Annotated in this window: 12 protein-coding genes and 1 riboswitch; of the genes, 3 read left to right on the plus strand and 9 right to left on the minus strand. The window is 65.9% G+C overall.

Annotation, left to right across the window (positions count from 1 at the left end; all coding sequences use genetic code 11):
* The first annotated feature begins 54 nt into the window (after positions 1-54).
* Together CVN68_RS00820 and CVN68_RS00825 are read left to right on the plus strand one after the other, a co-directional pair.
* Positions 55-1263, plus strand: a complete 1209-nt coding sequence (locus tag CVN68_RS00820; RefSeq protein WP_100280523.1) for an MFS transporter — start codon at positions 55-57, stop codon at positions 1261-1263.
* Positions 1264-1284: 21 nt separating this feature from the next.
* Entirely contained in the window at positions 1285-2373 is a 1089-nt protein-coding gene (locus CVN68_RS00825) for an alpha/beta hydrolase (protein ID WP_100284135.1), read from the plus strand.
* Positions 2374-2468: 95 nt separating this feature from the next.
* On the opposite strand, the gene speD is transcribed toward CVN68_RS00825, so the two are convergent.
* The 9 genes from speD to CVN68_RS00865 all read right to left on the minus strand — a co-directional run bounded on the left by speD (position 2469) and on the right by CVN68_RS00865 (position 9880).
* Positions 2469-2858, minus strand: a complete 390-nt coding sequence (gene speD, locus CVN68_RS00830; protein WP_100280524.1) for an adenosylmethionine decarboxylase — start codon at positions 2856-2858, stop codon at positions 2469-2471.
* Positions 2855-4465, minus strand: coding sequence for an FAD-dependent oxidoreductase (locus CVN68_RS00835; protein ID WP_100280525.1), 1611 nt, complete (start codon positions 4463-4465; stop codon positions 2855-2857). Before CVN68_RS00835 ends, speD begins: the two co-directional genes overlap by 4 nt.
* A complete protein-coding gene (locus tag CVN68_RS00840) occupies positions 4455-5984 on the minus strand; it encodes a polyamine aminopropyltransferase (RefSeq protein ID WP_100280526.1) in 1530 nt (509 codons plus the stop codon). The genes CVN68_RS00835 and CVN68_RS00840 overlap by 11 nt, the downstream gene beginning before the upstream one ends.
* A complete protein-coding gene (locus CVN68_RS00845) occupies positions 5977-6189 on the minus strand; it encodes a DUF350 domain-containing protein (RefSeq protein ID WP_100280527.1) in 213 nt (70 codons plus the stop codon). The genes CVN68_RS00840 and CVN68_RS00845 overlap by 8 nt, the downstream gene beginning before the upstream one ends.
* A gap of 10 nt (positions 6190-6199) precedes the next feature.
* Positions 6200-6346 carry a hypothetical protein gene (locus CVN68_RS23550; protein ID WP_199560171.1) on the minus strand — a complete coding sequence of 49 codons (147 nt, stop codon included), beginning with the start codon at positions 6344-6346 and terminating at the stop codon, positions 6200-6202.
* Positions 6343-7677, minus strand: coding sequence for a DUF4178 domain-containing protein (locus CVN68_RS00850; protein WP_100280528.1), 1335 nt, complete (start codon positions 7675-7677; stop codon positions 6343-6345). The genes CVN68_RS23550 and CVN68_RS00850 overlap by 4 nt, the downstream gene beginning before the upstream one ends.
* Positions 7667-8341, minus strand: a complete 675-nt coding sequence (locus CVN68_RS00855; protein WP_100280529.1) for a DUF4178 domain-containing protein — start codon at positions 8339-8341, stop codon at positions 7667-7669. The genes CVN68_RS00850 and CVN68_RS00855 overlap by 11 nt, the downstream gene beginning before the upstream one ends.
* 4 nt (positions 8342-8345) lie before the next feature.
* A complete protein-coding gene (locus tag CVN68_RS00860) occupies positions 8346-9344 on the minus strand; it encodes an SPFH domain-containing protein (RefSeq protein WP_100280530.1) in 999 nt (332 codons plus the stop codon).
* A 62-nt stretch (positions 9345-9406) separates the two neighbouring features.
* On the minus strand, positions 9407-9880 hold the full coding sequence (locus CVN68_RS00865) for an Lrp/AsnC family transcriptional regulator (RefSeq protein ID WP_100280531.1): 474 nt from the start codon (positions 9878-9880) through the stop codon (positions 9407-9409).
* 98 nt (positions 9881-9978) lie between these two features.
* On the opposite strand from CVN68_RS00865, the gene putA reads away from it, so the two are divergent.
* Positions 9979-13593: a trifunctional transcriptional regulator/proline dehydrogenase/L-glutamate gamma-semialdehyde dehydrogenase gene (gene putA, locus CVN68_RS00870; protein ID WP_100280532.1), complete on the plus strand. Its 3615-nt coding sequence runs from the start codon at positions 9979-9981 to the stop codon at positions 13591-13593.
* Between the two features lie 53 nt (positions 13594-13646).
* Positions 13647-13848: riboswitch (cobalamin riboswitch) on the plus strand.
* The last annotated feature ends 3 nt before the right edge of the window (positions 13849-13851 follow it).

Raw genomic sequence — 13851 nt, forward strand, 5'->3', positions numbered from 1 at the left:
GCTTGCCGATCTTGCGGTATAATCGAAGCAAGCTGGCGCGAATAGATAGGCGGCATGGCAACGCAGCTCATCTCCGCTGATTCATCGGCAACTTCACGCACAGGCAGCTGGAGCGCGGTCTTCGCGCTGACGCTCTGCGTGGCTACGCTGATCGCTTCCGAGTTCATGCCGATCAGCATCCTCACGCCGATTGCGTCCGACCTCGGCCTATCTGAGGGCACCGCCGGGCAGGCCATCTCGATCTCCGGCATCTTCGCGCTTCTGACGAGCCTCACTCTCTCCTCATGGACGGCGGGAATGGACCGTCGTGTCCTTTTGCTCGGCCTTTCCGTCCTGATGCTGGTGTCGGGCTTGCTGGTGGCGTTCGCGCCGAGCTTCGCCGTCCTGATGATCGGTCGCGCGCTGCTCGGCATCGTCATCGGCGGTTTCTGGTCGATGTCGGCGGCAACGATCATGCGTCTGCTGCCGGAGGATCAGGTGACCAGGGGCCTTGCCTTGCTCAACGGCGGCAATGCCCTGGCGACCACGATCGCCGCACCGCTTGGGAGCTTTCTCGGCCAATATATTGGCTGGCGCGGTGCGTTCTTTGCGGTGGTGCCGCTTGCGGCCATCACGTTTGCCTGGCTGTGGCGGACCTTGCCCGCGATGCCTTCCGACCGTGCCGGCCGGAGCGCCAATGCTCTCCGCGTCCTGAAGCGACCCCAGGTCCGTATTGGCATGGCCGCAGTGGCGTTGCTGTTTATGGGCCAGTTCGCCCTGTTCACTTATCTTCGCCCGTTCCTGGAGAACGTGACGCAGCTCAGCGTCTCGCTGTTGTCGCTGGTCCTCCTGGTCATGGGCGCGGCGGGATTGGTCGGAACCTGGCTGATCGGCCGCGCCGTTGCGAAAAGCCTTTCGGCCACGCTGATCCTCGCGCCGCTGGCCATGGCCGCGATTGCCATCGGCCTCGGGATAATGGGCGCGATGCCGGTGCCCACGACCGCGCTGCTCGCCGGCTGGGGTCTGATCGGGACCGCGCTCCCGGTCGCCTGGTGGACGTGGCTGAGCCGAACGTTGCCCGATGACGCGGAAGCAGGCGGCGGCCTGATGGTGGCCGTGATCCAGCTGGCAATCACACTCGGTGCTGCCGGCGGCGGCCTTCTATTCGACGCGGCCGGCCCCCGGGCGACCTTCTTCGCGAGTGCAGTTCTCCTCGGCGCCTCCGCGCTGCTGGGCCTGGTCAGCGCGCGCAAGGCCATCGATCCGTCAGCTTCGCTCTCTTGATCACCACTAATGGAGAATTCGATGAACGTTGAAGTTCAGAGCCATAATCAAAGCCCGATCAGCCGGCGCCGCGCGTTGCAGCTCACCGGAGCGAGCGTCGCCGCAGCGACCCTGGCTGCGCCGTTGGCACCGGCGTTCTCACAGGACGGCGGAGCCTGGGACAAAGTCTTCCCGAAGAGCGACCGGGTCGACCATCAAAAGGTCACTTTCAAGAACCGATATGGCATTGCGCTGGTCGGCGATCTCTATCTGCCGAAGGATCGAGCCAGCAGACGCCTGCCGGCGCTAGCTGTCGGCGGTCCCTTCGGCGCCGTCAAAGAGCAGTCGTCAGGTCTTTACGCGCAAACCATGGCTGAGCGCGGCTTCGTCACGCTGGCCTTCGATCCGTCTTACACCGGAGAAAGCGGCGGGAAGCCGCGTAATATCGCGTCGCCCGACATCAACACCGAGGATTTTAGCGCAGTCGTCGACTATATTGGCCGGCACACTGCCGTCGATCGCGAGCGGATCGGCGTCATCGGGATTTGCGGCTGGGGCGGAATGGCCTTGAACGCCGTTGCCGTGGACAAGCGCGTCAAGGCGGTCGCAGTCAGCACGATGTATGACATGTCGCGCCTCATGTCCAAAGGCTACAACGACAGCGTCACCCTCGAGCAACGCACCCAAACGCTGGAGCAGCTGAACCGGCAGCGTTGGGAAGACGCGGAGAAGGGAACCCCGGCATATGGCCCGCCGACCAATGAGCTGAAGGGCGGGGAACCGAAATTTTTGGTCGATTACCACGACTATTACAAGACGCCTCGCGGCTTTCACCCGAGGGCCGTCAACTCGAATGCTTCGTGGTCGGTCACGACCCCGCTGTCGTTCATGAACATGCCGCTCCTGACCTATATCAAGGAAATATCGCCGCGGCCGGTCCTGTTGATCCATGGCGAAAAGGCGCATTCGCGCTACTTCAGCGAAACGGCGTACGCGGCTGCGGCGGAGCCCAGGGAGCTGATGATCATTCCCGGCGCCAGCCACACGGACCTGTACGACCGGGTGGACGTAATCCCGTTCGACAAGCTGACGTCATTCTTCACCCGGCATCTGGCGGAAGGTCGCCAATGAGGATGCTCCCGCCGCTTTCCCTCCTCGCCTGCGCGCGGCCCTAAATCAGCCGCGCAAGCGTAGCGCTACAGTGCAGGCGTAGTGCTCATTCATGATCATCGTGCGGGGTCCGCTACCTGATCGCCAGACGGTCCACTGCCGATGCTCCGGGTGAGCAACGTGCGGCGTGTCACCTGCGCGGCGAGGCGCTGCACGATCGTGTCGAGCGCGGCGTCGAGATCGTGGCTGCGTCCGCACATGAACAGGTCGACGCAGGCGCTGCCATATTCGGGCCAGGTGTGGATCGAGATATGCGATTCGGCGAGCATCGCGACGCCGGTGACGCCCTGGCCGGGTCCAAAGCTGTGCAGCCGCACTTCGAGCAAGGTCGCCCCGGCGGCAGCGGCGGCCGCGATCAGGCAAGCTTCGATATGGGCGACGTCCGCAAGATGCGCCGCATCGTGCAGGTCCGCGATCAGATGCTGGCCGTCATATGCCGTGGTCACAACAGGCTTTCATGCGAATGGCCGAGCAATGTCATCGCCCCCTCCGCGGCGCGGACGCCGTGATACTGCGCCTCCTCGAACAGCGACAGCCCGCTGAGATCGGAATGCGCGAGGAAGAGCGGCGGCCCGGGTTCGACTGCCTCGCCGCGCCACAGAAAACCGGGGGTAGGGCGAATCATGGCATGGCCCCAGCGCCACAATTCGATCCGCGCGATCGCGCCTTCGAGATCCGGATGCATCGCGAGCAGATCATCGCGGACGATGCGCTTCCACTCCTCGGCGGGGCGCTGGACGAGCAGGCGCCGCGCCTCGGCGGGGGGCAGGTTCGACAAAGGCAGATACCAGGTGAGCACCGTGCCCGAAGGTATTGCGTCGGGTCCCTGATGCGTCGCGACGACATAGCCGAGCGAATCGCTGGTGCTCGAGACATTGTCCCACGCCAGCGGCACGCCGCGCCCGCCGGGCAGACGGTCGACGGTGACGTTGGCGACCAGCCACGGCGCATAGCTGAGCCCGGCGGCATCGCCCACTTCGCTGCACAAGCGCGTCGCGATGAAGTGCGGCATCGCGAGGATCGCGGCGCGCGCGCTGGTCCGGACGGTGGCGTTGGCCGCGACATCGAAGCTGTCGACGTGAAGGAGCGGACCCTCGCGCGAAACGCGGTGGACGATCTGCCCGGCGGCGATCCGCTGCGGGAAGAAGCCGGCGAGCCGCCCGGTCAGCCGGCCATTTCCCTCGGGCCAGGTGAGTTCGTTGTCGCCGCTGCCGTTCGCTGCCCAGCCGCGGCGCCCGGCGAAATAATGCACCCCGGCCCAAGCCGAAACCTGATCGGGCTCGGTGCCGTAATCGTCGCGCATCGCATAGCGGACATGCGCGCGCAGCACCGGCGAGTGCCAGCCTTGCCGGTCGAGCCACGCGGCGAAGCTCATCGCGTCGAGCGCGACCAGATCGGCGTCGTGCGAACTGTATGCCATCGGCACGGCGAAGGCGGGCTTGCCGTCGGTGCCGACGCGCTTCGAGTATCCAGCCATCGCTGCTTCGAATGCGGCGAGATCGCTGCGGTCCTGCGCCGTGATGCCGGTGCGCGGGATCAGCCCCTCCTGCCAGCGTCCCTGCCAGAACAACCGCTCCTGCATGTCGGCGCAGAGCTGTTCAGGGTCGTAGACCGGCGCCCCGTCGCTATCGCCGGTGATCATGCCGAGCTGGCGCAGCAGATGCCGGAGCGCCTTCGCTTCCTTGTTCGGCACAGGCAGGTAGTGCGCGCCGAGCGGATAGGCCGAGACATGGTTGCGGCCGCTGCGGGCATTGCCGCCGACATGGTCCTCGAGCTCGAGCAGCTTGAACCGGTCGAAGCCCGCGTCGCTCAGCCGCCAGCCGGCCGACAGGCCCGCTACGCCGCCGCCGGCGATGACGAGATCGACTTGCTCGAACCGGCTCGGCGCCGGGAAGTCACCGGTCCTGAGGCGATGCCCGCGCGCCATGTCGGCGCCGGCCAGCGTGCCCCCGGGCAGCGGCGCCTCTTGCCTCAGCGCATAAGCGAGCCCGCCGCCCGCCGCGGCGACCGTGGCGGCGCCGAGACCGAGCACGAAGCGGCGATCAGCCTTCATATTTGTCCCAGGCGTCGGCGAACTCGCGAACCAGCACCTGGTTGTCGAGCCGGTTTACTGGAGTCGGCCGCCGCGCCATGTCCGGCGGGAAATCGAACAGCCTCTGGTCGATCGTCGGCGTGAGGAAGCGTCCCGTGGGGATCTTGCCCTGCGCCGGGATCGGTCCGGCCGCGGCGAGGATGAACCCCCATTCGCCGAAGCTCGGCACATAGACGTGATAGCCGCGCGTCTGCAGTCCGGCTGCCTCGAGCGTCGAGGCGACGGTCCAGAAGGCGTTGGGCGCGATGAGCGGCGAAGTGCTCTGGACGACCATCATCCCGCCCGGCGCGAGCAGCTTGCGCGCCGCGCGGTAGAAGGTGTCGGTGTAGAGCTTGCCCACCGAATAATCGACCGGATCGGGGAAATCGACGATGATCGCATCATACTGCGCCCTGGCTTCGCGCGCCCAGCGGAAGCCGTCGGCGTTGATCACCGTCATCCGCTTGTCGGTCAGCGAACCGCCGTTGAGGCGGGAGAGCATCGCGGTGCGCGCAAACAGGCTGGTCATCTCGCCATCGAGATCGACCAGGGTGAGGTGCCGCACCTCGGGGTGTTTGAACACTTCGCGCGCGGCGAGGCCATCGCCGCCGCCGAGGATTAGCACGTTGCGGGGATTGGCGACCCGCCCCAGCGCGGGGTGCACCAGCGCCTCGTGATAGCGATATTCGTCGCGCGACGAGAATTGCAGATTGCCGTTGAGATAGAGCCGGACGTCGTCGTCGCGGCGGGTGAGCACGATCCGCTGGAATTTGGTGCTCGTCGCATAGATCACCGGCTCGCCATAGCTCGCCACCTCGGCCCAGCGCTGGAGCCGGTCCGACGCGACGAAGCCGGCGATCAGCGCGAGCAGCACGAGCACCGACGCGACCTTCTCGGTGCGGTATCCCGCGCGCGGCAAGGTGAACAGCAAAGCCAGCGCGACGCCGGCATTGAAGATCCCGAACAGGAAGCCGGTGCGGATCATGCCCAGATGCGGCATCAGCAGCAGCGGGAAGAGCAGGCTGGCGACCAGCGCGCCGACATAGTCGAACGTCAGCACGTTCGACACGGTCTCGCGGAAATCGAACCCGCGCAGGATGCGGATCAGCAACGGTATCTCGAGCCCGACGAGGAAGCCGATCGCCACCACCAGCCCGTACAAGGCGACCCGGAAGTGATCGACCAAAGGGAAGAGCAGGAACAGGGCCGCCGCCGAGCACCCGCCCAATAAGGCGATCAGCAATTCGATTCGGACGAACAGCCGCAATTCGCCACGCTTCACATAGCGCGAGCACCAGCTGCCCACGCCCATCGCGAACAGATAGCTGCCGATGACGGTGGAGAATTGGGTGACGCTGTCGCCGAGCAGATAGCTCGCCAGCGTGCTCGCCAGCAGCTCGTAAATCAGTCCGCAGGTGGAGACGACGAAGGCGGAGGCGAGCAGCGCCGCGGTGGATCCGGACGCTCTTACTTTGGGGTGCGCGGGATCGGCTTCAGCCATGGATGGCGGCGGCGACGATGATCGCGAGCCCGATCGCGACCGCGCCCGCGAAGATCGCCACCGCGATATTCTGCTTCTGCTCGATCTCCTGCCACAATTTGCCGGGGGTCAGCAGATCGAGGATGACGAAGCCGATGACGAACACGATCATCCCGATCACGGAATAGAGCAGGGTGCTCAGCACGGCGGGCAAGGTGGTGACCATATCGATCTCCCTATTTGTGGGTGGGGCCGTAGAAGCCGGCATGGGTGCGCGCCCGGCTCCCTTGTGCGAAGGGCGACCAGGCGTAGGTGGTGCACAGGATGAACAGCCCCATTACGCCGAGGCACCAGAGTGCGTAGAAAAAGGTGCGGTTGCTCATTCGTCGTCATCCTCTGCGGAGGTGGCGAAGTCGCTCTCGCTCTTGCGTGCCGTTTCGAAGGCGATGTGCCGGACGAGCGCGAACAACAAAGGAATTGCGATCAGGAACAGCGCAATCAGCAGGTTGGAGGCGTAGAGGACGCCCTGGCGCATCTCGACCTTCACCTCGGGCACGTTGGCGGGGTCCAGCCAGCCGGCGCCGTCGGCCGAGTAGCTTCCGGTGCCGGTCCAGCGATTGCCCTTATATTCGACCACGAGATCGTAAATTCCTGCCGGCACGCTGGCGATCGACACTTCGGCGCTGCCGCTGCCCTCGCTCCACGGCCCGTCGGAATCGCTCCCCGAATAGCGTTCGGCCGCGCCATAGGCTTCGTAGACTTGCTGGGTCCTGCGATCGACGAGGCTGTAGTCGAGATCGACCCAGCCATTTTCGAGCCGCGGCACCTCGGCGCGCAGATGGACGCTCTGGTAGCGCCGGGGCAGGGTGATCGGGCCGAGCGTCGCGGTCTGCTCGCGTCCGTCGGCGGTGATCGCGAAGCTGCCGGCGGCCGACCACTGGCTGCCGCCGAAGAAGATTGCAAAGAGCAGCAGGAAGGCGAATGCCACCGCGCCAAGCTTCAGGCCGGTCTTGATCCATCCGCCCCAGGGCGAAGGCTGGTGCGGCAAGGGCGGCCAGATCCCGGCTTCGGGCTGGATGCCGAACGCCTTTTGCAGCTCCTTTGGCGGCAACCAGGCGTTTCGAGTCCAGCTGACTTCGTGCCCGTTCGCCTCGCGTGAGAGCATCGCTCCGGCGCGGACCCAGTCGGCAGTGGCGACCCTTTCGCCCAGCGCCACGCGCCAATAGAATTCGCCGAGCACGTAATCGACCCGCGCTTCGCCATCGGCGAAGAAATGGTCGAACGCTTCTTCGCCGACGCCGAGCTGGTCATAAGACAGCCAGTCGGGCGTGACGGTCAGCGCCTCGCCGAGGCTCCAGCCGCCGCGAACCTTCACCAGCCAGCGATAGCCGTGATAGGGATTGAACAGCAGATATTCTTCCCAGCCATAAGCACCGTTTTCGGAGCGCTGGAGATAGCCGATCGCTTCCCATTCCACGCCGCGCAGCGTGCCCCGCGTGCCGAGCGGGATCTCGAGCTCCGCTGACTGCTGATTATAGGCAGTGACCAGCTTCACCTGCGGATCGGTGACGTCGAGGATCGAGCCGCAATATTGGCAGGCGACATGGACGGTATAGCCTGCCGCGCGCAGCTCGACGCCGCCGCCGCACGAGGGGCAGGTCAGCGCGCGTGCCGCGGGGGCGGGCTCGGCCTGGAGCGCGAAATCAGGCTGCATAAGAAGGGAGCGCCCAGCCTTCGATCGCGCGCAGCCCGCGCGGCGCCAGTTCTGGCAGCGTCACGTATCGGCCCTGGTAGAAAGTCACTTCCTGATCGTCGCGCTGGAGCGTCGCGCATTCGCCGTGTCGTCCGCGCAGATCGACGCTGTAGAGCTTCCAGCCCGTTCCGGCAGTGAAGGGCAATTCGCCTTCGGCAGCGACGCAGATCACTTCGCGCGCATCGGCGATGACCAGCTTCTCGTTGTCGAGCTGGACCTCGGCGCCCGGTATCGCTTCGTTGCCATCGGCGATCTCGCGCAAGGTCCGGGTCCGAACCTGTGCGAACGGCCGCTCCCAGAGCAGCATAAACTGCCCCATCGCCTCGCCCAGCCAGGCATTGGTGCCATCCTCGAATAGCAGCAGCCATTCGTTCCACGCGCCGTCGGTCCACGCCCAGCGGACGCGGCCGATCACTTCGAAGCCCTTGTCCTCGACGCGGCCGTGCATGCCGATCTGCACCGGGCTCACGTCGAACGGCAACGCCGCGACCTCGCCGACCCTGGCCACGCCGGCATCGCTGCGCACCAGCATCGAGCGGCAATAGTCGCAGACGCGGTTGGGCAGCGCGGGCGAGCGGAACACCACATCGGCGCCGCAATTGGGGCAGGGGAGGTGCAGGCTCATGCGTTCAGCGGATGCGGCTCAATAGCTCCGCCTTCTTGGCGTCGAACTCCTCCTGCGTGATCGCGCCGATCGTCTGCAATTTGTGCAGCTTCTCGATCTGGGCATAGGCATCTTCGCCCGGCGCCGCGGCGGGGGCCGCGGGCGCCGTCGCGCCGCCGATGCCGCCGGCCATGCTCTGGCCGATCGCCATGCCTGCAGCCATGCCCGCGCCGGCGCCCGCGACGCCGCCCGACTGGCCGGCAGCGGTCTCGATCGCCTGGGCGCTCTGGAAGCGGACGAAACGGTCGAGATCGCCCACCACCCGCATCGAGCTGGCCTTGTCGAGATGCGCCTGGACTTCCTCGGGCAATGACAGGCTTTCGATGAAGAAGCTGGTGCAGCTCAAGCCCCACCCTGCGAAAGCGGGCTCGACCGCGGCCTTGAGCTTTTCAGACAACGCCGTCTGGTTCGCGGCGAGATCGAGAAAAGCGATTTCGCCGTTGCCGAGCGCCGAGGCGATCGCCGTAGCGATCACGCCGCGCAGCTGCGGCTCCAGATCGGTGACAGTCAGCTTTTCCAGCGAGCCCATCATCTTGACCGCGAAGGTCGGCACGCTCTCGATGCGGAAGGAATAAGAGCCGAATGTGCGGATGCGCAACGGGCCGAATTCCTTGTCGCGCACCGTGATCGGCTGCTGCGTGCCCCATTTCAGCCCGGTCTGCTCCTTCTGGCTGAAATAATAGACATCGGCTTTGAAGGGCGAGGCGAAGCCCTTGTCCCAATTGAGCAGCGACGTGAGCAACGGCAGGTTGCCGGTCTCGAGCGTGTAGAGCCCGGGCAGGAACGCGTCGGCGAGCTTGCCCTCATCGTAGAACAGCGCCTTTTGGCCCGCGCGCACGGTCAATTGTGCGCCGTTCTGGATCTCGCGATCCTCCATCGGATAGCGGATCGCCAGCGTGCCCGGCTCGTCCACCCAATCGATGACGTCGACGAATTGCTTCGAAAGAAAATCGAAAATACCCATGAGCCCCTCCGTTCGCGGCAGGATAGAGGCTTTGCCGGGCGTTCGAAACAGCAAAGCGACAATCAGCTGCGAACCGTCTCGCGGATCGTCTCCATCGAGATATAGGTCGAGGTGCTGGCGACGTGCGGCAGGCTCGAAATGCGCTCGCCGAGGACGATCCGGTATTTGCGGATGTCGGCGGTGCGGACCTTGAGCAGATAATCGAAGCTGCTGGCGATCATATGGCATTCCTCCACCTCGGGGATGCGCCGGACCGCGGCGTTGAACTCCTCCAGCGCCTTTTCGCGAGTGTCGGAGAGCTTCACTTCGGTGAACGCGACATGGTCGAGCGCGAGCTTGGCGGGGTCGATCAACGCGGTGAAGCCCAGGATGACGCGAGATTCGATCAGCCGTTTGAGCCGCTGCTGGCACGGCGTTTTGGACAGACCGATGCGCTGGGCGAGGTCGGTGACGGTGATCCGGCCGTCCTCGCGCAGGGCAGCGAGGATCCTGCGGTCATATTCGTCCAGATCGGCTGGTTTGATGGAGTTTTCCATGCATTTCATCTTTTCAGGCCGGGATATTGGGCGTTTAATACAGATTATTGGCGCAAAGTAAGGCAGATCGACTTCGTGGCTCGCGCTATATGTGAGGCATGTCCACCAGCCCCGCCTTTGCCGCCTTCGCCCCGCCGAACCTCCCCCAGACTCCGCTTCGCCGGACGATCACCGAGGCGTATCGGCAACCCGAACCCGAATGCATCGCGCAGCTGCTCGAAGCGGCGACGCTCGCCCCGGCGGTGCGCGCCGCTGCCGAGCAGACTGCGCGCGACCTGATCGCATCCTTGCGCAAGCAGGGGACGAGGAGCGGTGTCGAGGCGCTGGTGCAGGAATATACGCTGTCGAGCGAGGAAGGCGTCGCCTTGATGTGCCTCGCCGAGGCCTTGCTGCGCATCCCCGACGACGCCACTCGCGATGCGCTGATCCGTGACAAGATCGCCGACGGCGACTGGCGCGCGCATCTCGGTGGTAGTCGCTCGCTGTTCGTCAACGCCGCGACCTGGGGGCTGGTGGTCACCGGCAAGCTGGTCGACAGCGCCGACGACAAGGGGCTGGGCGCCGCGCTCACCCGGCTGATCGCGCGTGCCGGCGAGCCGGTGATCCGCCGCGGGGTCGATCTCGCGATGCGGATGATGGGCGAGCAGTTCATCACCGGCGAGACGATCGACGAGGCGCTCAGGCGCGCGCGCAAGGAAGAAGCGCGCGGTTTCGGCTACAGTTACGACATGCTCGGCGAAGCCGCGGCCACGGCGGCCGACGCGGCGAGCTACTTCGAAGATTATACCCGCGCGATCCACGCCATCGGCAAGGCGGCGGGCAAGCGCGGGATCTACGAAGGCCCCGGCATCTCGATCAAGCTCTCGGCGCTGCACCCGCGTTATGCGCGGGCGCAGGCGGATCGCGTGATGGGAGAACTATTGCCACGGGTGCAGGCGCTGGCGGTGCTCGCCAGGTCCTACGACATCGGCTTCAACATTGACGCCGAAGAAGCCGACCGGCTCGAGCTCTCGCTCGACCTGCTCGAATCGCTGGCGCTCGATCCGAAGCTTGCGGGGTGGAACGGGCTGGGCTTCGTGGTGCAGGCCTATGGCAAGCGCTGCCCGTTCGTGATCGACTGGATCGTCGATCTCGCGCGGCGAGCCGGCCGCCGGATCATGGTGCGGCTGGTCAAGGGCGCCTATTGGGATGCCGAGATCAAGCGCGCGCAGGTCGACGGGCTTGCCGATTTCCCGGTCTATACGCGCAAGCTCCACACCGACGCCGCGTATGTCGCCTGCGCGCGCAAGCTGCTGGCGGCGAAGGACGTGATCTTCCCGCAATTCGCGACCCACAATGCGCTGACGCTCGCGACGATCTACCAGATGGCCGGCCCGGCGTTCGCGGTGGGCGACTACGAGTTCCAGTGCCTCCACGGCATGGGCGAGCCGCTGTATCGGCAAGTGGTGGGCGAGGAGGGGCTCGGCCGGCCTTGCCGCATCTATGCGCCGGTAGGGACGCACGAGAAATTGCTCGCCTATCTGGTCCGCCGGCTGCTCGAGAACGGTGCGAACTCCTCGTTCGTCAACCGGGTCGCCGATCCGGCGGTGTCGATCGACGAACTCGTCGTCGATCCGGTCGAACTGGTGCGGAACGCGCCGCAGCCCGGGGCAAAGCATGACGCCATTGCGCTGCCCGCGGACCTCTATCCCGACCGCCGCAACTCGGCGGGTATCGATCTGTCGAACGAGATCGCGCTCGCTGCGCTGACCGGCGAACTTCAGGCGAGTGCCGCGATCGCGTGGCGCGCGGAGGCGGGTGCAGGCACCGAACGGCCGGTGCGCAATCCCGCCGATCATCGCGACGTCGTCGGTAGCGTGGTCGAGATTGCGCCGGAGGCAGCTTGCGCCGCGGCGACGCGCGCTGCAGCGTCCACCTGGCCCTCGGTACCGCTCGGCGAGCGCGCCGCGATGCTTGATCGCGCGGCAGAGGCGATGGAGTCGCGGATGCCGGTTCTAATCGGGCTCATCGTGCGCGAGGCTGGCAAGTCGGTTCCCAATGCGGTCGCCGAAGTGCGCGAGGCGGTGGACTTCCTGCGCTACTATGCCGTGCAGGCGCGCGCGACGCTGGCTCCGACAGCCGCGCCGCTCGGTCCGGTGGTGTGCATCAGCCCATGGAACTTCCCGCTGGCGATCTTCACCGGACAGGTCGCCGCGGCCTTGGTCGCCGGCAATCCGGTGCTCGCCAAGCCTGCGGAGGAGACGCCGTTGATTGCGAGCGAATCGGTGCGCCTGCTGCACGAAGCGGGCGTGCCCGCCGATGCGCTCCAGCTGGTGCCCGGCGACGGCGCGATCGGGGCGGCCCTGGTCAGTGCGCCCGAGACTGCGGGCGTGATGTTCACGGGCTCGACGGAAGTGGCGCGGTTGATCCAGAAACAACTGGCCGAGCGGCTATCGAGCGACGGCAAGCCGATCCCGCTGATCGCCGAGACCGGCGGGCAGAATGCGATGATCGTCGATTCCTCGGCGCTCGCCGAACAGGTAGTGGCCGACGTCATCGCTTCGGCGTTCGACAGCGCGGGCCAGCGTTGTTCGGCGCTGCGGATACTGTGCCTGCAGGAAGAAGTCGCCGATCGCACCCTGGCGATGCTCAAGGGCGCGCTGGCCGAGCTTCGCATCGGCAATACCGATCGGCTGGCGGTCGATATCGGCCCCGTGATTACCGTCGAAGCCAGGGCCAATATCGAGAAGCACATCGCTGCGATGCGCGCGCGTGGGCGTCGCGTCGAGCAGCAGGCGCTGTCGGACGAGACGGCTCACGGCACCTTCGTGCCGCCGACGATCATCGAGCTGGACAGGATCGCCGATCTGACACGCGAGGTGTTCGGGCCGGTGCTCCACGTGATCCGCTATGCTCGTGACGATCTCGACGCGCTGATCGATGCGATCAACGCCACGGGCTACGGGCTCACTTTCGGACTGCACACGAGGCTCGACGAGACGATCGCGCAGGTCACCTCGCGCATCAAGGCGGGCAATCTCTACATCAACCGCAACGTCATCGGCGCGATCGTCGGGGTCCAGCCTTTCGGCGGGCGCGGGCTTTCGGGCACCGGACCCAAGGCAGGTGGGCCGCTCTACCTGCCCCGGCTGGTTCGGGATGGGGCGGTGCCGGAATCGCGCGGCGCTGGCCCGGCGGATCCGGCACTCGCCGATCTTGCCGAATGGCTGGAGGGAATGGGCGAGCCGCAGGCCGCAGCTCTCGCGCGGGAGTTGGGGGCTGCTTCACCTCTGGGCCATGAAGTCGAGCTTCCCGGCCCGGTCGGCGAGCGCAATCTGTATGCATTGCATCCGCGCGGGACGATCCTGCTTGCGCCAACGACACGGGTAGGGCTTTTCCATCAGCTCGCCGCGTGTCTTGCGACGGGCAACGATGTGGTGGTGGAGGGGGATTCCACAGCGCTGGCGGGCTTGCCGGTCAGTGTGCGAACGCGGATCCGCAGCGACGCGGGTCAGGTCTCGGGGGCGTTGATGGAGGGAGACGCGGAGCAAGTGACGCGCTTGCTGCGCATGCTGGCCAAGCGCGAGGGCGGGGTCGTCTCCGCACAGGCGGCATCGACCGCGGCATTGAGCGGAGCGGATGCCTATAATCTCGACCTGCTGGTCGAGGAGGTGTCGGTCTCGATCAACACCACCGCCGCGGGGGGCAATGCCAGCCTGATGATGCTCGGCTGAAGCATCATATAAAGATTTCTTTATATGATGCTTGACGGCCCCGCACGGGAGTGCGATCTGGAGAGGGTCAAGGTTCTTCGTCCGGGGCGTGCCCTGCGTCGGAGCTAAGACGGGAAGCCGGTGAAAAACCGGCGCTGCCCCCGCAACTGTAAGCGGCGAGCTGTGGTCCAACCATGTCACTGGGGTTCGCTCCGGGAAGACGGACCATCGCGCTGACCCGTGAGCCAGGAGACCTGCCTTCGACGCGAGTACGTCCAC

It is taken from the genome of Sphingomonas psychrotolerans, assembly GCF_002796605.1.
In the GTDB taxonomy this organism is placed as follows: Bacteria; Pseudomonadota; Alphaproteobacteria; order Sphingomonadales; family Sphingomonadaceae; genus Sphingomonas; species Sphingomonas psychrotolerans.

Excerpts from the sequence above, each read along its gene's own strand:
- CVN68_RS00855 (WP_100280529.1), bottom strand. The coding sequence starts at position 8,341 with ATGAGCCTGCACCTCCCCTGCCCCAATTGCGGCGCCGATGTGGTGTTC.
- CVN68_RS00850 (WP_100280528.1), bottom strand. The coding sequence starts at position 7,677 with ATGCAGCCTGATTTCGCGCTCCAGGCCGAGCCCGCCCCCGCGGCACGC.
- CVN68_RS00865 (WP_100280531.1), bottom strand. The coding sequence starts at position 9,880 with ATGGAAAACTCCATCAAACCAGCCGATCTGGACGAATATGACCGCAGG.
- CVN68_RS23550 (WP_199560171.1), bottom strand. The coding sequence starts at position 6,346 with ATGAGCAACCGCACCTTTTTCTACGCACTCTGGTGCCTCGGCGTAATG.
- CVN68_RS00820 (WP_100280523.1), top strand. The coding sequence starts at position 55 with ATGGCAACGCAGCTCATCTCCGCTGATTCATCGGCAACTTCACGCACA.
- putA (WP_100280532.1), top strand. The coding sequence starts at position 9,979 with ATGTCCACCAGCCCCGCCTTTGCCGCCTTCGCCCCGCCGAACCTCCCC.
- CVN68_RS00835 (WP_100280525.1), bottom strand. The coding sequence starts at position 4,465 with ATGAAGGCTGATCGCCGCTTCGTGCTCGGTCTCGGCGCCGCCACGGTC.
- CVN68_RS00840 (WP_100280526.1), bottom strand. The coding sequence starts at position 5,984 with ATGGCTGAAGCCGATCCCGCGCACCCCAAAGTAAGAGCGTCCGGATCC.
- CVN68_RS00825 (WP_100284135.1), top strand. The coding sequence starts at position 1,285 with ATGAACGTTGAAGTTCAGAGCCATAATCAAAGCCCGATCAGCCGGCGC.
- CVN68_RS00860 (WP_100280530.1), bottom strand. The coding sequence starts at position 9,344 with ATGGGTATTTTCGATTTTCTTTCGAAGCAATTCGTCGACGTCATCGAT.
- CVN68_RS00845 (WP_100280527.1), bottom strand. The coding sequence starts at position 6,189 with ATGGTCACCACCTTGCCCGCCGTGCTGAGCACCCTGCTCTATTCCGTG.